General features: G+C 63.3%; 18 protein-coding genes. 13 read left to right on the top strand and 5 right to left on the bottom strand.

Annotation, left to right across the window (positions count from 1 at the left end):
* Positions 1-73 precede the first annotated feature (73 nt).
* The 5 genes from AC07VY_RS08895 to AC07VY_RS08875 all read left to right on the top strand — a co-directional run bounded on the left by AC07VY_RS08895 (position 74) and on the right by AC07VY_RS08875 (position 5,122).
* Positions 74-547, top strand: a complete 474-nt coding sequence (locus AC07VY_RS08895; protein WP_490591031.1) for an Lrp/AsnC family transcriptional regulator — start codon at positions 74-76, stop codon at positions 545-547.
* 123 nt (positions 548-670) lie between these two features.
* Positions 671-1,387 carry a GNAT family N-acetyltransferase gene (locus tag AC07VY_RS08890; protein WP_495096933.1) on the top strand — a complete coding sequence of 239 codons (717 nt, stop codon included), beginning with the start codon at positions 671-673 and terminating at the stop codon, positions 1,385-1,387.
* Between the two features lie 90 nt (positions 1,388-1,477).
* Positions 1,478-2,365 carry a CorC family transporter gene (locus AC07VY_RS08885; RefSeq protein ID WP_495096934.1) on the top strand — a complete coding sequence of 296 codons (888 nt, stop codon included), beginning with the start codon at positions 1,478-1,480 and terminating at the stop codon, positions 2,363-2,365.
* Positions 2,365-3,915, top strand: a complete 1,551-nt coding sequence (gene lnt, locus AC07VY_RS08880) for an apolipoprotein N-acyltransferase (protein ID WP_495096935.1) — start codon at positions 2,365-2,367, stop codon at positions 3,913-3,915. Before AC07VY_RS08885 ends, lnt begins: the two co-directional genes overlap by 1 nt.
* Positions 3,916-4,042: 127 nt before the next feature.
* Positions 4,043-5,122: a type II asparaginase gene (locus AC07VY_RS08875; protein WP_495096936.1), complete on the top strand. Its 1,080-nt coding sequence runs from the start codon at positions 4,043-4,045 to the stop codon at positions 5,120-5,122.
* A 172-nt stretch (positions 5,123-5,294) separates the two neighbouring features.
* On the opposite strand, the gene AC07VY_RS08870 is transcribed toward AC07VY_RS08875, so the two are convergent.
* The gene (locus tag AC07VY_RS08870) at positions 5,295-5,513 is read right to left on the bottom strand and encodes a hypothetical protein (protein ID WP_495096937.1); all 219 of its coding nucleotides are present in this window, start codon (positions 5,511-5,513) and stop codon (positions 5,295-5,297) included.
* A 154-nt stretch (positions 5,514-5,667) separates the two neighbouring features.
* On the opposite strand from AC07VY_RS08870, the gene glyQ reads away from it, so the two are divergent.
* From glyQ to AC07VY_RS08845, 5 genes are all read left to right on the top strand, one after another.
* Positions 5,668-6,600 carry a glycine--tRNA ligase subunit alpha gene (gene glyQ / locus AC07VY_RS08865; protein WP_495073960.1) on the top strand — a complete coding sequence of 311 codons (933 nt, stop codon included), beginning with the start codon at positions 5,668-5,670 and terminating at the stop codon, positions 6,598-6,600.
* Between the two features lies 1 nt (position 6,601).
* Positions 6,602-8,737 (top strand): glycine--tRNA ligase subunit beta, encoded by a 2,136-nt coding sequence (gene glyS / locus AC07VY_RS08860; protein ID WP_495096938.1) that lies wholly within the window; start codon positions 6,602-6,604, stop codon positions 8,735-8,737.
* A gap of 29 nt (positions 8,738-8,766) precedes the next feature.
* Positions 8,767-9,333, top strand: coding sequence for a D-glycero-beta-D-manno-heptose 1,7-bisphosphate 7-phosphatase (gene gmhB, locus AC07VY_RS08855; RefSeq protein ID WP_495096939.1), 567 nt, complete (start codon positions 8,767-8,769; stop codon positions 9,331-9,333).
* Between the two features lie 70 nt (positions 9,334-9,403).
* Positions 9,404-10,138 (top strand): lysophospholipid acyltransferase family protein, encoded by a 735-nt coding sequence (locus tag AC07VY_RS08850; protein ID WP_495096940.1) that lies wholly within the window; start codon positions 9,404-9,406, stop codon positions 10,136-10,138.
* A 205-nt stretch (positions 10,139-10,343) separates the two neighbouring features.
* On the top strand, positions 10,344-11,135 hold the full coding sequence (locus tag AC07VY_RS08845) for a M48 family metalloprotease (protein WP_495073956.1): 792 nt from the start codon (positions 10,344-10,346) through the stop codon (positions 11,133-11,135).
* 67 nt (positions 11,136-11,202) lie between these two features.
* Here AC07VY_RS08845 and AC07VY_RS08840 read toward each other — a convergent pair whose 3' ends face one another.
* Positions 11,203-12,924 (bottom strand): methyl-accepting chemotaxis protein, encoded by a 1,722-nt coding sequence (locus tag AC07VY_RS08840; RefSeq protein ID WP_495096941.1) that lies wholly within the window; start codon positions 12,922-12,924, stop codon positions 11,203-11,205.
* 331 nt (positions 12,925-13,255) lie between these two features.
* Between AC07VY_RS08840 and AC07VY_RS08835 the strand changes: the two genes are divergently transcribed.
* Entirely contained in the window at positions 13,256-13,999 is a 744-nt protein-coding gene (locus tag AC07VY_RS08835; RefSeq protein ID WP_495096942.1) for a M48 family metallopeptidase, read from the top strand.
* A gap of 152 nt (positions 14,000-14,151) precedes the next feature.
* On the opposite strand, the gene AC07VY_RS08830 is transcribed toward AC07VY_RS08835, so the two are convergent.
* On the bottom strand, positions 14,152-15,270 hold the full coding sequence (locus AC07VY_RS08830) for an MBL fold metallo-hydrolase (RefSeq protein WP_495096943.1): 1,119 nt from the start codon (positions 15,268-15,270) through the stop codon (positions 14,152-14,154).
* A gap of 72 nt (positions 15,271-15,342) precedes the next feature.
* Here AC07VY_RS08830 and AC07VY_RS08825 point away from each other — a divergent pair, with 72 nt between their 5' ends.
* A complete protein-coding gene (locus tag AC07VY_RS08825; protein WP_495096944.1) occupies positions 15,343-15,750 on the top strand; it encodes a MerR family transcriptional regulator in 408 nt (135 codons plus the stop codon).
* A 106-nt stretch (positions 15,751-15,856) separates the two neighbouring features.
* The gene (locus AC07VY_RS08820) at positions 15,857-17,029 is read left to right on the top strand and encodes an isovaleryl-CoA dehydrogenase (RefSeq protein ID WP_495096945.1); all 1,173 of its coding nucleotides are present in this window, start codon (positions 15,857-15,859) and stop codon (positions 17,027-17,029) included.
* Here the strand turns inward: AC07VY_RS08820 and AC07VY_RS08815 are convergent.
* Together AC07VY_RS08815 and adeC are read right to left on the bottom strand one after the other, a co-directional pair.
* Positions 17,026-17,178, bottom strand: coding sequence for a hypothetical protein (locus AC07VY_RS08815; protein ID WP_495096946.1), 153 nt, complete (start codon positions 17,176-17,178; stop codon positions 17,026-17,028). The genes AC07VY_RS08820 and AC07VY_RS08815 overlap by 4 nt on opposite strands.
* Positions 17,178-18,629 (bottom strand): AdeC/AdeK/OprM family multidrug efflux complex outer membrane factor, encoded by a 1,452-nt coding sequence (gene adeC, locus AC07VY_RS08810; RefSeq protein ID WP_495096947.1) that lies wholly within the window; start codon positions 18,627-18,629, stop codon positions 17,178-17,180. The genes AC07VY_RS08815 and adeC overlap by 1 nt, the downstream gene beginning before the upstream one ends.
* Position 18,630: the final 1 nt, after the last annotated feature.

Raw genomic sequence — 18,630 nt, 5'->3', positions numbered from 1 at the left:
GCGTGGACACAATTTTTATGCGAATGCAGAAACATTTGCGACATTGGCGCAGCTAAGCTGCAAAATAATCCATATGGAAGCATTGGACAAGATAGATCGCCTCATTTTGCGCAGCCTGCAAGCCGATGGTCGGGCCACTTACGAGCAGCTGGCCGAGGCCGTCAGTCTGTCGCCCAGCGCCGTGCTGCGCCGGGTCAAGCGGCTGGAGGACTCGGGCGTGATCGACCGCTACGTGGCGTTGGTCAAGCCCGAAGCCGTGGGCCTGGGCCTGACCGCCTACCTGAACGTGCGGCTGGAAAAGCACACCGAGATCCACAAGCGCAACCCCATGGACGTGTTTCGCGCCAGCGTGCAGACCTGGCCCGAGGTGGTGGAATGCGCGTCCCTCACCGGAGAGATGGACTACCTGCTGCGCGTGGTGGTGGCCGATATGCAGGCGTACTCGCGTTTCATCATGGACACCCTGCTCAAGCATCCCAGCGTGGAAGACTGCAAGACCAGCTTTGTGCTGGACCATGTGAAAGTGACTACCGCGCTGCCGGTTTGAGAGCGTGTTTTCAGAGCCCGGCCGGCGGAACTATTCGGCATATTCCAGGGGAATTGCCCTTGGGATGCGCGGAGGCGGACAGGAGGTCTTGGGGTTTTAGGTACAAACCCTTATATTTCAGCCATGGATGAACCTACCCATGCTTTGAAGACGACCCCAGCCGGGCGGGAGTCTCTGCTGTCCGATTTTGGGCGGACAAAGCCTGCCGATGGCAGCAGCTCGGTGCTGGTGCCCATACGCTCCCTGGGCGAGGGCCACCGTGCACGCATTGCCGCCCACTTGCTGGCGCTGGATGCGCAGGATCGGTTTTTGCGCTTTGGCTATCCGGCGCAGGACCACAACATCCAGGCCTATGTGGACGGCCTGAACTTCGAGCGCGACGACATCTTCGGCATCTACAACCGCCGCCTGGAGTTGATCGCCATGGCCCACCTGGCCTACACGGTGAACCCCGAGTTCAAGGCCTGTGCGGAGTTTGGCGTGTCGGTGCGTAGCAAGGCCCGTGGCCGTGGCTACGGTGCGCGTCTGTTCGAGCGCGCCACCATCCATGCGCGCAACCAGGGTGTGGAGTTGTTGTTCATCCACGCGCTGAGCCAGAACACCGCCATGCTGAAGATTGCCCGCAATGCGGGCGCCGTGGTGGAGCGCGACGGCACGGAAACCGAGGCCTTTCTGCGCTTGCCGCCGGCTACGCTGGACAGCCGCATCGCTGAAATCGTGGAAGAGCAGTTCGCCCAGACCGATTACCGCTTGAAGATCCAGGCCAAGCATTTCTGGGATTTTCTGGAAAGTCTGCAGACAATGCGCCAAGGGGGCGTGAAGGGCAAAAAAACTCGCTGATGCGAGGTATTTGCCCGGTTTTACCCTTTGTTCACAGCAATCCGCTATCCTAGCGGCTTCTTAACAACCGCACGTCCTGCGCCCAAGGCTGTGTCAGACCCGTATCCCGCGCGCTCGTCCTTCTCCGCTCCTGAACGCGAAGACAAGCGCGGCTTCTTGCAAAAGTTGGCCGAATTCATCCATCCCGGCCCCGATTCGCGCGACGAATTGCTAGAAACTCTCTCCGACGCCGAAGAAAACCACATCATTGGTGCCGAGTCCCACGCCATGCTGGAGGGCGTGATCCGCATGGCCGACATGAGCGCTGGCGACGTCATGGTGGCCGCCACGCGCATGGACTTGCTGAACATCGCAGCTCCGTTCGACGAACTGCTGCACGTGGTCATCGAGACCGCCCACTCCCGTTTTCCGGTGTACGAGGGCGAAAAAGAAAACATCATCGGCATCCTGATGGCTAAGGACCTGCTCAAGCTGCAGCGGGCGCCCGAGCTGAACATCCGCGCCCTGCTGCGCCCGGCGGTGTTTGTGCCGGAAACCAAGGGCTTGAACGACCTGCTGCGTGACTTTCGCGGCAACCGCAATCACCTGGCCATCGTGGTCGATGAGTTTGGCCGCATCGCGGGCCTGATCACCATTGAAGACGTGCTGGAGCAGATCGTCGGCGAAATCGAGGACGAGTTCGATATCGCCGAGGACGAAGGCGACATCTTCGGTCTGGCCGACCGTACTTACCGCGTCAGCGGTGACACCTCTATCGACCGCGTCAACGAAGCCTTTGGCGTGAAGTTGGCCGGTAGCGACCCGAATGACGCGTTCGACACCATCGGCGGCCTGATCGCCCATGAAATGGGCCATGTGCCCAAGCGCGGCGAACACCACGCCATGGCGGGCCTGAACTTTCTGGTGCTGCATGCCAAAGGCGGTGCGGTGCGCTGGTTCAAGGTCTCCCCGGTGGCCGACGGCGACAACACCGGCTGATGCGCCGCCTGTTGTTGCGACCCGGCGCCAGTGTGGCGCTGGTGCTTTGCGTGCTGGCGGGATTGGCACAGGCGGTGTCCATCGCCACGCCCTGGAACGGCCAGCCACTGTGGTGGCTGCAAATCCTTTCTCTGTCTGTATTGGTCTGGCTGCTGCAAGGCAGTGGCACGCCCCGGCAGGCCGGGCTGCGCGGCTGGCTGTTCGCCTGGGCCTGGCTGTCGGGCACCTTCTGGTGGCTGTTTATTTCCATGCACACCTACGGCGGCCTGCCAGCGGTGCTGGCCGTGTTGGCGGTCGGTGGATTGGCGGCCGCCCTGGCCTTGCTGTATGGCTTGGTCTCTGCGGGTTTTAGGGCGCTTGCGCCTGTAAATTCTGCGCTGAGTGCTATCGTTTTTGCATCATTCTGGCTGCTGGCCGAGCTGGCGCGTGGGCAATGGTTGACCGGCTTCCCTTGGGGTGCCGGCGGCTACGCGCAGCTGGATGGCCTGGCTGTGTTCGCCCGTTATGTGGGCGTGTACGGCGTGGGCTGGGTGGCGGCGTTGGTGGCGGCCTGGCTGGTGGCGCGACATTGGCGGGGTCTGGGGGGCGTGCTGCTGCTGGCTCTGGGTGCCGGTTCTTTAAGCTTGCCGCCGAGCGACCCGCAGGCCACGTTGTCGGTGAGCCTGCTGCAGGGCAATATCCCGCAGGACGAGAAGTTCCAAGCCGGCACCGGCATTCCCATCGCGCTGCAGTGGTATGCGCAGCAGCTGGGCCAGGCGCAGACCCCCTTGGTGGTGGCGCCGGAAACCGCCGTGCCCATGCTGCCGCAGGAACTGCCAGCGGGCTACTGGCAGTCTCTGCTGCAGCGCTTTGCCACGGGCGAGCAGACCGCCCTGGTCGGCGTGCCCTTGGGTAATGCGCGCGATGGCTACTTGAATGCTGTGGTCGGCTTGCAGCCCGGCCAGCCGCAGATGTACACCTATGCCAAGCACCATCTGGTACCTTTTGGTGAGTTCATCCCGCCGCTGTTCAAGTGGTTCACGCAAATGATGGACATCCCGCTGGGTGACTTCAACCGGGGGGCGGTGGGCCAGGCATCCTGGCCGGTGGCCGGCCAGCGCTTGGCGCCGAACATCTGCTACGAGGATTTGTTTGGCGAAGAGCTGGGCGCGCGTTTTATCGACCCGGCGCAGGCGCCCACCATCTTTGTCAATGTCAGCAATATCGGCTGGTTTGGCGATTCGCTGGCCATGGACCAGCACTTGAGCATCTCACGCATGCGCACGCTGGAATTCGAGCGGCCCATGCTGCGCGCCACCAATACCGGCGCCACTGCCATCATTGACCACCAGGGCCATGTGCTGCAGGCGCTGCCGCGCTTGACCCGCGACGTGCTGGTGGGCGACGTGCAGGGCCGGGGGCTGAACGCTACCAGCGGCTGGCGCATCACGCCCTATGCCTGGTGGGTCTCGCGCTGCGGGCTGTGGCCGCTGTGGCTGCTGGGCGTGTTGACCTGGTTTGCGGCTTGGAAATGGGGCCGGCGCGCACCTAGGGAAAAACCCGGCGTATGACGTTTGTGTGACGGGTTATGCCTACAAGGCATGGCTCTTGCGTAGTGTTTTGTGGGAGCACCGATACCATCGGGCACCTCTGATTTGAGGCGTGTTTCCACAAGCAAAATTACCAGGAGCCATTTGTATGCGAGCCCATTTCCGGATCGAAAAATTCATTGCAGGTACCGCCATCGCCGCCTTGTCCGCGCTGGCTACTTTGGCCCACGCCCAGACAGCCAAGCCCAACGTGGTGATTCTGGCTACCGGCGGCACGATTGCGGGCGCGGGTGCATCGGCATTGAACAGCGCTACCTATGCCGCTGCCAAGGTCGGGGTCGAAAAGCTGATCGCCGGCCTGCCCGAGTTGGCCAATGTGGCCAATGTGCGTGGCGAGCAGGTGTTCCAGGTGGCGTCTGAAAGCCTGACCAACGACAACCTGTTGACTCTGGCCAAGCGTGTTTCGGCCCTGGCCAAGCAGGCTGACGTGGACGGCATCGTCATCACCCACGGCACCGATACCGTGGAAGAAACCGCCTACTTCCTGACCCTGGTGGAGCACACCAACAAGCCCATCGTGATGGTCGCCTCCATGCGCCCCGGTACGGCCCTGTCGGCCGACGGCGCGCTGAACCTGTATGACGCGGTAGCCGTGGCCGGCAGCAAGGACGCCATGGGCAAGGGCGTGCTGCTGACCATGAACGACACCATCGACAGCGGCCGTGACGTGAGCAAGAACGTCAACGTCAAGACCAACGCCTTCTCCAGCCAATGGGGCCCGCTGGGCATGATCGTGGAAGGCAAGAACTACTGGTTCCGCGCCCCGGTTAAGCGCCACACCATGAACTCCGAGTTCGACATTGACACCATCACTTCGCTGCCCCAGGTGGAAATCGCCATGGGCTATGAAGGCGTGGCGCCCACCGCCATCGAAGCCCTGGGCAAGAGCGGTATCAAGGCGCTGGTCCACGGTGGTCCGGGCAATGGTTCGGTGGCCGACCGCATCGTGCCCTACCTGCAAAAAGTGCGTACCGATGGCGCCATCGTGATCCGCAGCTCGCGCGTGCCGGACGGTTTCGTCATCCGCAATGCCGAGCAGCCTGACGACAAGTACGACTGGGTGGTCGCCAACGACCTGCGCCCGCAAAAAGCCCGCATCCTGGCCATGGTGGCCCTGACCAAGACCTCGGACACCAAGGAACTGCAGCGCATATTCTGGGAGTATTGAACACCCCCAGGCTACACGCTTCGCGTTTTCGCCAACCCCCTTGCAGGGGGCGATACCTGCGGGCCGGCGAAGCCGGACCCGCGGTATCTCTGGAATGGAGAGGGGTGACCGTCGAAGTTTCTGATGCTCTAAAAATAATAGCTGCTACCGCATATAAAACATGCGCTGGCGGCTATTTTTTTGGTTCAAGTGGCACTTGCTTGGAGGGGGAGGGGCGGCCTTCGCGCCAGGCTTTGGCGCGTGCCTTGGAGGCCCGTGCGGTGGCCCGCCGTTCGCGCTGGTGTTTGCGGTGCTGCAGGACCAGCGCCCACGCCACGACGGCAAGCAGCACCACGACGCCGCCGACCAGGTACGCCATAAACCACGCAAAATTGCTACCTGTCTGCTCCATTCGTCCTCCTGTTCTGCAACTTGTATGTAAATGTAAGTGATGTGTGGGCGCTCGGCCCTCCGACTTGGCAGAGTCGGTTTGCGGGCCAAGGTTCGCGGCCCCGTAAAATCAAAGATTAGTCCGCCTCCGGCGGCCTCTTCTTTTGCAGACCTCCATGAAGACATTCCAGCAAATCATTCTGACCCTGCAGTCCTATTGGGCTGACAAAGGCTGCGCCCTCCTGCAACCGTATGACATGGAAGTGGGCGCGGGCACCTCGCACACCGCTACCTTTTTGCGCGCCATCGGCCCCGAGCCGTGGAAGGCCGCCTATGTGCAGCCCAGCCGCCGCCCCAAGGACGGCCGCTATGGGGAAAACCCGAATCGTTTGCAACATTACTACCAATACCAGGTGGTGCTCAAGCCCGCACCGGCAAATATCCTGGAGCTCTACCTGGGTTCTCTGGAAGCGCTCGGCTTCGATTTGAAGAAGAACGATATCCGCTTCGTCGAAGACGATTGGGAAAACCCCACGCTGGGCGCCTGGGGCCTGGGCTGGGAAGTCTGGCTCAACGGCATGGAAGTCACCCAGTTCACCTACTTCCAGCAGGTCGGCGGCATAGACTGCAAGCCCGCCACCGGCGAGATCACCTACGGCCTGGAGCGCCTGGCCATGTACCTGCAAGGCGTGGACAACGTCTACAACCTGGTCTGGACCGAAGGCCTGAATGGCGAGAAACTGACGTATGGCGATGTGTACAAGCAGAACGAGGTTGAGCAATCGACCTACAACTTCGAGCACAGCGACACCGATTTCCTGTTCACCGCCTTCACCGCGCATGAAAAGCAGGCCAAGCATCTGGTAGCCGAGCAGCTGGCCTTGCCCGCCTACGAACAGGTATTGAAAGCCGCACACAGCTTCAACCTGCTGGACGCACGCGGTGCCATCAGCGTGACCGAGCGCGCCGCCTATATGGGCCGCATCCGCAACCTGGCCCGCAGCGTGGCGCAAAGCTACCTCGACAGCCGTGCCCGCCTGGGCTTCCCGATGGCGCCCAAGGAATGGGCCGCTGAAGTCCTGGCCCAGATTGAAAAGAAAGCCGCCTGATATGAGCGTTAAGAATTTACTGGTGGAGCTGTTTGTCGAAGAGCTGCCCCCTAAGGTCCTGAAGAAGCTGGGCGACGCCTTTGCCAGCGTGCTGCTGGAGCAACTGCAGGCCCAGGGCCTGGCCGGCGCCGAGTCGCAAGTCACCGCATTCGCCTCGCCGCGCCGACTGGCTGCACACATTACCGCCGTGGCCGCGTTCGCCGCCGACAAGGCCGTGTCCGCCAAGCTGATGCCCGTGGCCGTGGGCCTGGGTGCTGATGGCCAGGCCACGCCAGCCCTGCTGAAAAAGCTGCAAGCCCTGGGTGCTGATGCATCCGCTGTCGCCAGCCTGAAGCGCGCCATGGATGGCAAGGCCGAGGCCTTGTTCCTGGAGCGCACCGTGGCCGGCGCCAAGCTGCAGGAAGGCCTGCAAAAAGCCCTGCTGGAAGCCATTGCCAAGCTGCCCATCCCCAAGGTCATGACCTACCAGCTGTCCAGCGGTTGCGCGCTGCCCGGCTGGAGCAGCGTCAGCTTTGTGCGCCCTGCGCACGGCCTAGTGGCGCTGCACGGTGCCGACGTGGTGCCGGTGGAGGCCCTGGGCCTGCAGTCCGGCAATACCACGCACGGCCACCGCTTTGAAGCCGCTGTGGACCCTGTGGTGTTGAAAGACGCCGACAGCTACGCCGCCACGCTGGCCAAGGACGGCGCCGTCATCGCCAGCTTTGCGGATCGCCGTGCCGACATCGTGCGTCAGCTAAATGCGGCTGCAGCGCAGATCGGTGGTGGGGTGCGTGCTATCGAAGATGAAGCATTGCTGGACGAGGTCACGGCCCTGGTGGAGCGCCCGAACGTGCTGGTCTGCAGCTTCGAGGAAGAATTCCTGGGCGTGCCACAGGAATGCCTGATCCTGACCATGAAGGCCAACCAGAAGTACTTCCCACTGCTCGACGCAGCCGGCAAGCTGACGAACAAATTCCTGGTGGTCAGCAATATCAGCCCAACCGACGCCAGCGAAGTCATAGGCGGCAACGAGCGCGTGGTGCGCCCGCGTCTGGCCGATGCCAAGTTCTTCTTCGACCAGGACCGCAAGAAGACGCTGCTGTCGCGCGTCGAAGGCCTGGGCAAGGTGGTGTACCACAACCAACTGGGTTCGCAGGGCGAGCGCGTGGAGCGCGTGCGCGCCATTGCCAAGGCAATTGCACAGCAGTTGGGCGGCGACGCGCTGGCGGCCCAGGCCGACCAGGCTGCGCAACTGGCCAAGACCGACCTGGTGACTGACATGGTGGGCGAGTTCCCCGAGCTGCAAGGCACCATGGGCCGCTACTACGCACTCAACGACGGCCTGAGCGCCGACGTGGCTGACGCGATCGAAGACCATTACAAACCCCGATTCGCTGGCGACGGCCTGCCGCGCAACCCCGTGGGTATTGCCGTGGCGCTGGCCGACAAGTTGGAAACGCTGGTGGGCATGTTCGGCATCGGCAACCTGCCGACTGGCGACAAAGACCCGTTCGCGCTGCGCCGTCACGCCCTGGGCGTGATCCGCATGCTGACCGAGCAAAACCTGTCGCTGGACGTAACTGCTCTGGTGACGGGTGCCTTTGACGTGCTGGGCGACAAGCTGACTGCGGGGCGCGATGCCTCGGTGCAGGCCTTGTTGACCTTTATGTTTGACCGCCTGGGCGGTAGCTTGCGTGAAGAAGGCTATAGCGCCCAGGAAGTGGATGCCGTGCTGGCCCTGCGTCCGCAGCGCCTGGCCGAAGTGCCTAAGCGCCTGGCTGCAGTGCGCGCCTTTGCCGCGCTGCCCGAAGCCGCAGCCCTGGCAGCAGCTAACAAACGCATCGGCAACATCCTGAAAAAGGCCGCCGCGGTGGTGGACCCCCATGTCAGCCCCGTGTTGCTCAAGGAAGCCGCCGAAGTCGCTTTGTTCGAAGCTATGCAGCAGGTAGCCCCTGCGGCCCTGGCGCAGTTCGAGGCTGGTGATTACACCGCCTCCTTGCAGTCCCTGGCGGCACTGCGTGCGCCGGTGGATGCGTTCTTCGACGGCGTCATGGTGAATGCCGAAGAGATCGACGTGCGCCTGAACCGCCTGGGCCTGCTGCAAAGCCTGCACGACGCCATGAACCGCGTGGCGGACCTTTCCAAGCTGGCCGCGTAAACCTGAAGCCCATGCCCGGAGCCCACGCCATGAAACTCGCCATCCTCGACCGCGACGGCACCATCAATGCCGACAGCAGCGATTTCGTCAAGTCGCCGGAAGAGTGGCTGCCGCTGCCGGGTGCGCTGGAGGCGATTGCCAAGCTCAACCATGCGGGTTGGCATGTGGTGGTGGCGACCAACCAGTCCGGCCTGGGCCGGGGGCTGTTCGACATGGCTGCGCTGAACGCCATGCATGCCAAGATGAACAAGCTGCTGGCGGCCGTGGGCGGCAAGGTGGACGCGGTGTTCTTCTGCCCGCATGCGCCGGACGAGGGCTGTAGCTGCCGCAAGCCCGCGCCAGGCCTGTTCGAGCAGATTGGTGACCGCTATGGCATTGAGCTGCAAGGCCTGCCGACCGTGGGTGACAGTCTGCGCGACTTGCAAGCCGGTATTGCGGCGGGCTGTGAGCCGCACCTGGTGCTGACCGGCAAGGCCGCCTGCTACCGTGGCCAGGCCAGCCTGCCGCCCGAGTACCCGGTGGGCACATGGGTGCACCAGGACTTGCTGGCCTTCGCCAACTTCGTCATCGGCCGCGAGCAACCCGCCAAGGCCTGATTTTCGTTTGCTATAGTTTGTATAGCTGTATGCGCAGATGAAACCTGCGCCAACTGCCTAAAAGATACCCATGCCTTTCATCCGATCCGTGCTGCACATGCTGTTTTTGGCGGTGACCGTCGTCCCTTGGGCCCTGGCGGTGCTGTTGATTGCGCCGTTTGCCGGTGCGACCCGCATCTACTGGGCCTGCGCACGCTGGCTAAAGCTCTCGGTGGACAGCGGCACGGCGATCCTGGGCATCCAGAATCGCATCATCGGCATGGAGAACCTGCCCACCGATCCGAAGGCGTCGGTGGTGTTGCTGGTCAAGCACCAGTCCACCTGGGAGACCCTGGTGATGCCGGCCATCATGCCGCGCCCGCTGGCTTTTGTGTTCAAGAAAGAGCTGCTGTGGATACCGTTTTTTGGCTGGGCCATGGCCTGCATGGACATGATCCACATTGACCGCAGCCAGGGCAGCCAGGCTTTCAAGAAGATGGTGGCTTCCGGTAAGCGCCTGGTGGGACAGGGCACCTGGATCATCCTGTTCCCCGAAGGCACGCGCATCCCGCGCGGCCAGGTCGGCGAATACAAGACCGGTGGCACCCGCCTGGCCATCCAGTGTGGTGTGCCGGTGGTACCGATTGCCGTAACCGCCGCTAAATGCTGGCCGCGCAAGGCCTTTATCAAGACCCCGGGCATTGTGGACATTTCCATAGGCAAGCCCATTCCGAGCGTGGGCCGGCGCCCGGACGAGCTGATGGCCGAGGTGCAGGCCTGGATCGAAGCCGAGATGCGCCGCCTGGACCCGGACGCCTACCGCTAAGAACCTGTTGACGACCCCAAAGAGTTCGTCAACACGTTCTTAGCCCGACGGGGCGGTTTTCTATCCTCCATTTGGAGGGCATATTGGCAAGGCGTGCGGGTGGTCGCGTCTAGAATTTGCGCTCGCTGGTGGCTTCCTTCCACCGTCTGCTGTGCAGGCAAGGGCCTGCGCCTCGCCCCCTCTCTATTCCCAACCACACCGACTTATGAAAAAGCTTTCTGTGATCGCCATGGCGCTGCTGTTGGCGGCGTGCAATACCGTTCCCAAATCTGGCGACGCCAGTAGCAAGGCCGCGGAAACGGCGGCAGCAGCCAATGCGGCCGCGGCTGCAGAAGCGGCAGTGGAAGCCGCCGCGCCCAAGGTGGTCTCGGTGTCTGATGTCGAGCTCAAGAGCCTGGCGGTGCAGATGCAAACCCGTCTGGACAACATCAACCCGCTGGGTCCGCGCGACCGCTATGTGTTGCGCCTGGCCCGCTTGACAGCCAAGCTACAGAACGAAGACGGTCTGAGCCTGAACTTCAAGCCCTACCGCAACCCCGTACCGGACGCCACGCCCTCACCCGACGGCTCGATCCGTGTCTACAACGGGCTGATGGATACTTTGAACGATCCCGAGCTGCTGGCCATGTTGGGCCGCGAAATCAGCTTTGTGAAGAGCGGCGCGGCCATGTTGCGCCTGCGCACGGCCTACCAGGCGTTTGACGGTGCGAAGAGCGTCACCACCTTCAGCAACGCCTTGGACAATCTGTCCGACGCCGACTTGCAGGCGATTGGCGAGCAAGTGGAGAAGAACCCGTTCACTTCCAGTGCCGACCTGGATGCCGACGACTACAGCCTGGCTTTTCTGAAGAAGAACCATATCGACCCTAAGGCCCTGGAGCACGCGCTCCGCAAGCTCGCGGTCAAGGGCCAGCGCGACAAGGCGACCGCTTTGCTGTACCCCGACGCCAAGGGCCGCGCGGACCGCGTACGCGATCTGCTGGCGGTCAAGAAATAAGATTCAGCGCTTACTGCGCACATGAAAAAGGCAGCCTGGGCTGCCTTTTTTGTTGCTGCTTACAGCTCTAAAAACTGTCCCAGTCGCCTTCTGCTCCGGCGGACTGAGGGGCCTTGGGTCGGGCCAGCGCGGCGGTTTTCAGCGTGGGTGCGGGCCTTTGCGAAATGGCCGGGCGTGCCCCGCCTTGGGGTGGGCGTGGGGTCTGGACGATGCGAGGGGCGGCGGCGTTGCTTTGCGGGGGGAGCTTGAAGACCTCTACCGCACCGACCAGCTCGTCGGCCTGGGTACGTAGGCTGCTGGCGGCGGCGGCCATTTCCTCTACCAGCGCGGCGTTTTGCTGCGTGGCCTGGTCCATTTGCGTGACCGCTTCACCCACCTGCGAGACCCCCGAGCTCTGCTCCGAGCTGGCCGAGCTGATTTCACCCATGATGTCCGTCACGCGGCGGATGGAGCTGACCACCTCGGTCATGGTGACGCCGGCCTGGTCCACCAGGCTGGAGCCTTGCTCCACCCGCTGCACGCTGGCGCCTATCAGGTCCTTGATTTCCTTCGCGGCCTGGGCTGAACGTCCGGCCAGGCTGCGCACCTCGCTGGCCACCACGGCAAAGCCCCGGCCCTGTTCGCCGGCGCGGGCGGCTTCCACCGCGGCATTCAGCGCCAGGATATTGGTCTGGAAGGCAATGCCGTCGATCACACCGATGATGTCGCTGATCTTGCGGGACGAGTCGTTGATGCCCTTCATGGTCTCCACCACCTGGGCCACCACCTCACCTCCTTTGACGGCCACGGTGCTGGCGCTTTGGGCCAACTGGTTGGCTTGGCGGGCGTTGTCGGCGTTTTGTTGCACGGTGGAGCTGAGCTCTTCCATCGAGGCTGCGGTCTGTTCCAGCGCGCTGGCCTGCTGCTCGGTACGGGCGCTCAGGTCGCTATTGCCCTGGGCGATCTGGGCGCTGGCGGCTGCGACACCCTCCGCATTGCTGCGCACGCGGCCTACGGTGCTGGTCAAGGCGTCCTGCATGCGCTTGACCAGGGCCATGGTGCTGGAGCTGTCGTTGCGACGCAGCACAATCGTGTGGCTCAGGTCGCCATCTGCGACGCGTTGCACCGCATCGTTGACTTGCGCCGGTTCGGCCCCGAGTGTGCGGGTCAGGTTGTGGGTAATGGCCCAGGTCAGCAGGCTACCTATGCCTGTGGCTGCAATTGCCAGACCGACCATCACCATGGCATAGAAGGAGGCGCTGCCGCCTGCTGCATGGGCCAGGTCGCTGCCCACCTTGCTCTGGTACTCGGTTACGTCGTCCACGGCTTTGAAGAGCTGGTTTTGTTTGTCGCGGATGTCGCCGGTGAGCAGCGCAATGGCTTCATCGGCCTTGTTTTGCTTGGCCAGCTCGATGACACGGTCCACGCCTTGGTTGTAGGGGGCTTGTGTTTCGTTCAGCGTCTTCAGGTAGCTGCGTGCCTCGGCGCTTTTGACGGTGCGGTCCAGTACCGTCAGCAGCTGGTTGTTTTGGGCGCGTGCATCGGTAATACGTTTCAACTCCGCATTGCTGGCGGTCGCATCGGGTTTGATCACGATGTTGCGTACCGAGCGAGCCACGGTGTTCAAGTTGTCCTTGATATCGGAGAACTGGTTGATTTTCACCATGCGGTTGTTCGCAATTTCGTCCAGGCTGTTGGCCATTTGGCGCATTTGGATGGCGCCTACCAGTGCAATGGCGATGCCGATCAGGGTGGCCGAGCCAAAGCCCAGCATGAGGCGGGTGCCAATTTTGAGGTCGTTGAGCTTCACGGTGCGCCTTTCAGTGTGGTCGGGCGGGGCCAGGTTTGCGCGGGGGGCTGCAAGGTGTATACCTTTGCGGCAAGGGCTGGCAATGGTTTTTAGTCCTTCGCGTCTGGGTGGTCAAGAGCCGGCATGGTTGGTACCAGCGTCCACGGTAAACTTTATCGCTATGCGCAGCCTTCTGCAGTTCACCCTGGATCTCTTTGCCCCTGCGCCGGCGCCTGAGCCTGCCCCGCGCTTGCAGTCCAAGAAAAAAGTGCCTCTGGCGCATGTACCTCCTGCGCAAGTAGCTCCTAAATTAATAGCAAATGTATTGCCAGGCTCCATGGAGGATGGGGACTTGGCGACGCCATCGTTTCGCCATCCGCGTGCCACGCGAGAGGCGCTGCTGGGTAACACCCTGGTGGCCTACGAGTTCCAGCGCGCCAAGCGGCGCAGCATCGGTTTTGTGGTTGGGCCACTGGGCCTGGCGGTGCGTGCGCCGCGCTGGGTGCCGCTGGCCGAGGTGGACGCCGCCGTGCGCGACAAGGCCGGCTGGATTGTGCAAAAGCTGGAGCAGGCGCGCGAGCGGCAGGCCGAGCAACAGGCCTCGCGCATCGTCTGGCGCCATGGTACGGAATTGCCTTATCTGGGGCAGACCCTGGTGCTGGTGCTGGACCCGCAGCGGCGTGGTAGCGCCTTGCTGGGCAACCAGCTTTGCCTGGGCTTGCCCCTGCAGGCCAGCGCGCTGCAAATCCGTGCGGCTGCCCATAAGTGGATGCTGGCCCAGGCACGTAGCTTTTTTGTCCAGCGCCTGCAGCATTACGCGCCGCAGTTGGGTGTGCAATGGAGTCGCCTTGCACTGTCTAACGCGGCGACGCGCTGGGGAAGTGCCAGCAGCAGCGGCTCCATCCGCCTGAACTGGCGCCTGATGCACCACAGCCCTGCGGTGGTGGACTATGTGGTGGTGCACGAGCTGAGCCATCTGCGCTATATGGACCACAGCCCGCGCTTCTGGGGCACCGTGGGCTCGGTCATGCCGGACTATCCGGCGTTGCGTGCCCAACTCAAGCAGGTGCAGATTCCCAAGTGGGAAGATGGTTGAACACCCCCAGGCTTGCCCACTGCCCCCGGGATCGACCCAAGGGGTCGATAACGCAAGTGGCCGCCAACCCCCTTGCAGGGGCAACACCTGCGGCCTGGCGGAGCCAGTTCCGCGGTGTTTCTGGACTAAGCCCGACGCGTTTGTGCGTGTGATCAGGCGCTGACCGGTAGCTCTTCGCTTTGTCCGGGCACCAGGCCGTGCGGATAGGCCAGAGGTGTGGGGCTGAAGCGGTAGATGCCGTCTGCGCCGCGCCGGCGTTGCAGATAGCCGTCTACCCACAGCTTGTGCAAATGCGCAATCGCCTCGCCCATGGCGAAGGTGGTCTGGTGTAGGTCCAGCTGGCGTTTGAACAGCACCGGCAGGATGTCGGCGGCGCAGCAGCTGCGTTGTTCCCGCGCGAAAGCCATGACGCGGGCGAGGTGCTCGCGGTGGTGGTCGTGCAGCTGCTGGATGCGGGTGTGCAGTCCCTGGAACGGGCGGCCATGCGAGGGCAGGGTCAGGGTGTCGGGCGGCAACGTGGCGAACTTGTCTATCGAGTCGAGGAACTGCTGCAGCGGATTCGACTCGGGCTCTATGTCGAACACGCTGACATTGGTGGAAATGCGCGGCAGCATCATGTCGCCGCCTATCAAAACTTTGGTCTCAGCGCAGTACAGCGCGATGTGCTCGGGCGCGTGGCCGTAGCCACTGATGCAGCGCCAGTCGCGCCCGCCTATGTGCAGCGTCTGACCGTCCTGCATGCGCACGAAGCTGGGCGGCAGCTCGGGCACCATGGCGCTGTAGTAGCCGCTGCGGGCGCTGATCTTGGCCATGGATTCCGGGTCGGTCAGGCCGTGCTTCTGGAAGAAGCTGGCAGCCGCCGCGCCGCCATTGCCACTGGTGGTGTGCGTGTGGTGGTAGGCAGTGAAATAGTCGGTGGCGCTGATCCATAGCGGTGCGTTCCAGCGCGCGCACAACCAGTAGGCCAGGCCGATATGGTCAGGGTGCATATGCGTCACGATGACGCGCAAGATGGGCAGGCCTTCGAGCTGGCTGGCAAAGATGCTTTCCCACTGCGCGCGCGATTCATCGCGGCTGATGCAGCAGTCCACTACCGACCATCCAGCCTGCCCATCGATCTCGTCGCGCAGCAGCCAGAGGTTGATATGGTCCAGAGCGAAGGGCAGTGCCATGCGTATCCAGCGTACGCCCGGTGCGACTGGAATGCTGTCGCCGGTGGCCGGCATGGTGTCGCCCAAGGGGTAGTGGAGTTGCTGTTCAAGGAGGTTCATGGGGCGCGTTTTCAGACCATAATTGACGTTCACGTCAACGCCATTCTAGACGGCCCCCTCATTTGCGACACCATGGCGACCATTACCTACACCATCAGCGATCTGGCCCAGGAATTCGACCTGACGACCCGCGCCATGCGCTTCTACGAAGATATGGGTCTGCTGCAACCCGAACGCACCGGCCCGGGCGGCCGTACCCGCGTCTACAGCGCCCGTGACCGTGCTCGGCTCAAGCTGACCCTGCGTGCCAAGCGCCTGGGCCTGAGCCTGACGGAGGCCAAGGACATCATCGACATGTACGACAGCCCGCGCGACACAGCGCCGCAGCTGCGCAAGTTTCTGGCTGTGCTGGCCACGCACCGCCAGCAGCTGGAAGACCAGCTGGCCGAACTGCAGGCCAATCTGCAAGAGGTCAAGGCGCATGAGGTGGATGCGCAGGCCTTGCTGGCTAAAAGCGAGAAGCGCGGCAAGTCACGCTAGCTTTCCCGGGGTTGTGCGGCGCTGCGTAGCGGCTTATGCTTTACGTTGACGTCAACGTCAAGTGGCCACGAGCCAGCATGGCGTACATAAACACAGGAGACCCCGCATGCAACTTCCCGGACTCGACTTTCAACTCGGCGCGGATATTGATGCGCTACGCGACGCCGTACGCAGCTTCGCCCAGGACCAGATCGCCCCGCGCGCCGCCGACATCGACGCCCACGACCAGTTCCCCATGGACCTGTGGCGCAAGATGGGTGACCTGGGCGTGCTGGGCATCACCGCGCCCGAGGCCTATGGTGGTGCCGACATGGGTTATCTGGCGCACATGGTGGCGATGGAGGAGATCAGCCGCGCCAGCGCCTCGGTCGGCCTGAGCTATGGCGCGCACAGCAACCTCTGTGTGAACCAGATCAAGCGCAACGGCACGGACGCGCAGCGCGAAAAATACCTGCCCAAGCTGATCAGCGGCGAGCATGTAGGCGCGCTGGCCATGAGCGAGACCGGGGCGGGTAGTGACGTGCTGTCCATGCAGCTCAAGGCCGAGGCCCAAGGCGACCACTATCTGCTGAACGGCCACAAGATGTGGATCACCAACGGGCCGGACGCCAACGTGCTGGTGGTCTATGCGCGCACCGCACCGGGTCCGCGCGGTGTTACCGCCTTCCTGGTCGAGAAGAGCATGCCTGGTTTTTCAGTGGCGCAAAAGCTCAACAAGCTGGGCATGCGCGGCAGCCATACCGGCGAGCTGGTATTCAACAACGTCGCGGTGCCGGCCAGCCACATCCTGGGTGGCCTGAACCAGGGCAGCAAGGTGCTGATGAGCGGCCTGGACTACGAGCGTGCCGTGCTGGCCGCAGGGCCCATAGGCATCATGCAGGCGGTGCTGGACAACGTGCTGCCCTATGTGCACGAACGCAAGCAGTTTGGCCAGAGCATCGGCGAGTTTCAGCTCATCCAGGCCAAGATGGCCGATATGTACACCACTTTGCAGGCGGCCCGGGCCTTCGCCTATACCGTGGGCAAGAACCTGGACGCGCTGGGCCCGGAGCATGTGCGCCAAGTGCGCAAGGACTGTGCGTCCGTCATCCTGTGGTGTGCCGAGAAAGCCACCTGGATGGCCGGCGAGGGCGTGCAGATCTTTGGTGGCAACGGCTACACGCTGGATTACCCGCTGGGCCGTTTGTGGCGCGACGCCAAGCTTTACGAGATTGGCGCCGGCACCAGCGAGATCCGCCGCATGCTGATCGGCCGCGAGTTGTTTGCCGAAACCCGCTAGCGCGGTAGTGGCAACAGCACGACGGGTGGCGGTGGAGGTGGTGGAGGCAGCACGCAGGCGGACAGGCTGGACAGCAGGCACAGGGCTGCGACGGCACGCAGGCCTATGCGGCCCATGGAGTTGCGGGTGTTGGCCTGGGATGTGTTCATTATTTCGGTCCTGTTGTGTTGCTGTTGGCAGTGTTCTGTGTGGTTTCCACCCATCCGCCACCCAGCACCTTGTAGAAGGTGACTAGATTGGTCAGCCGTGACAGCTGGGTGCCGATCAGGTTTTGCTGCGCGGTGTAGAGCGAACGCTGCGCGTCCAGCACACCCAGGTAGCTGTCCACGCCGCGCTTGAAGCGGGCGTCCGACAGCTGCAGGCTGTCCGCCGTGGCGTCCACCAGCGACTGCTGGGCTTCCAGCTGGCGGCCCAGCGTGCTGCGTTGGGCCAGCGCATCGGACACCTCCTGGAAGGCGGTTTGTATGGCCTTTTCATACTGCGCGACGTTGATGTCGCGGCTGACGGTGGCGATGTCCAGGTTGGCCTGGTTCGCGCCGGCATCAAAGATCGGCAGCGAGATCTGCGGCACAAAGCTCCAGCTACCCGACCCACCCTTGAACAGGCCCGATAGGCTGGAACTGGAGCTGCCCGCCGACGCCGTCAAACTGATGCTGGGGTAGAAGGCGGCGCGCGCCGCACCGATATTGGCGTTGGCAGCTTTCAGCGTGCGTTCGGCCTGCAGAATGTCCGGCCGGCGCTGCAGCAGGTCTGATGGTAGGCCGGGCGCGATGCTGGCCAGCGGGCTGGATGCAGCACTGGTGCCATCGGGCAGGGTTTGCGGCAGCAACTCGGCTGGCACATCGGCGCCGACCAGCAGCACCAGGGCATTGCGGTCCTGGGCCACCTGGGCGGTGTAGCGCTCCACGTCCACACGGGCAGAGTCCACGCTGGTCTGCGCCTGCCGCAGCGTCAGGGCCGATGTCACGCCCAGTTCGTAGCTGCGCTGGTTCAGTCGGTACGAGTCGTTCTGGCTGGCCAGGGTGTCGCGGGCCAGCTTCAGCCGGTCCTGGTCGGCTGCCAGTGTCAGGTAGCTGGTGGCCACTTCGGCAATCAGGCTGATCTGGCTGCTGCGCCGCGCATCGGCGGTGGCCAGGAACTGCTCCAGCGCCTGTGCATTCAGGCTGCGTACGTGACCGAACAGGTCCAGCTCGTAGGAGCTGAAGCCCAGCGTGGCGCTGTACTGGTGCGACACCGCGGCCTGCCCGGTGGAGGACAGATCGGCTGGCGTGCGGCTGCTCGAGCCGCTGCCGCTGGCATTCACGGTGGGGAACAGGGCGGCGTTCTGCACGCCGTACTGCGCGCGGGCCTTTTCAATGTTGAGCACTGCGACACGCAGATCGCGGTTATTGGCCAGGCTCAGTTCGATCACGCGGCGCAGCGCCGGGTCGGTGAATACATCGCGCCAGCCCAGGTCGGCCACGGCGCTGCTGGTGCTGCCGCCGGTGTCGCCCGCGAAGGCCGCCGGTACCGGTGCCGCGGGCTGCTGGTAGGTGGGTATCAGGCTGCAACCCGAGAGCAGGGCGGCCAGTGCCAGTGGAGTCAAGAGGAAGCGGGACATA

It is taken from the genome of Rhodoferax sp. GW821-FHT02C08, assembly GCF_059421805.1.
The sequence above is the reverse complement of the archived record's forward strand: the minus strand, read 5'-3'. Positions and strand labels throughout refer to the sequence as shown.

Bases quoted from the DNA above. Each gene is read 5' to 3' on its own strand.
- AC07VY_RS08895 (WP_490591031.1), top strand. From the start codon at position 74: ATGGAAGCATTGGACAAGATAGATCGCCTCATTTTGCGCAGCCTGCAA.
- AC07VY_RS08890 (WP_495096933.1), top strand. From the start codon at position 671: ATGGATGAACCTACCCATGCTTTGAAGACGACCCCAGCCGGGCGGGAG.
- lnt (WP_495096935.1), top strand. From the start codon at position 2,365: ATGCGCCGCCTGTTGTTGCGACCCGGCGCCAGTGTGGCGCTGGTGCTT.
- AC07VY_RS08875 (WP_495096936.1), top strand. From the start codon at position 4,043: ATGCGAGCCCATTTCCGGATCGAAAAATTCATTGCAGGTACCGCCATC.
- AC07VY_RS08870 (WP_495096937.1), bottom strand. From the start codon at position 5,513: ATGGAGCAGACAGGTAGCAATTTTGCGTGGTTTATGGCGTACCTGGTC.
- glyQ (WP_495073960.1), top strand. From the start codon at position 5,668: ATGAAGACATTCCAGCAAATCATTCTGACCCTGCAGTCCTATTGGGCT.
- glyS (WP_495096938.1), top strand. From the start codon at position 6,602: ATGAGCGTTAAGAATTTACTGGTGGAGCTGTTTGTCGAAGAGCTGCCC.
- gmhB (WP_495096939.1), top strand. From the start codon at position 8,767: ATGAAACTCGCCATCCTCGACCGCGACGGCACCATCAATGCCGACAGC.
- AC07VY_RS08850 (WP_495096940.1), top strand. From the start codon at position 9,404: ATGCCTTTCATCCGATCCGTGCTGCACATGCTGTTTTTGGCGGTGACC.
- AC07VY_RS08845 (WP_495073956.1), top strand. From the start codon at position 10,344: ATGAAAAAGCTTTCTGTGATCGCCATGGCGCTGCTGTTGGCGGCGTGC.
- AC07VY_RS08830 (WP_495096943.1), bottom strand. From the start codon at position 15,270: ATGAACCTCCTTGAACAGCAACTCCACTACCCCTTGGGCGACACCATG.
- AC07VY_RS08825 (WP_495096944.1), top strand. From the start codon at position 15,343: ATGGCGACCATTACCTACACCATCAGCGATCTGGCCCAGGAATTCGAC.
- AC07VY_RS08820 (WP_495096945.1), top strand. From the start codon at position 15,857: ATGCAACTTCCCGGACTCGACTTTCAACTCGGCGCGGATATTGATGCG.
- AC07VY_RS08815 (WP_495096946.1), bottom strand. From the start codon at position 17,178: ATGAACACATCCCAGGCCAACACCCGCAACTCCATGGGCCGCATAGGC.
- adeC (WP_495096947.1), bottom strand. From the start codon at position 18,629: ATGTCCCGCTTCCTCTTGACTCCACTGGCACTGGCCGCCCTGCTCTCG.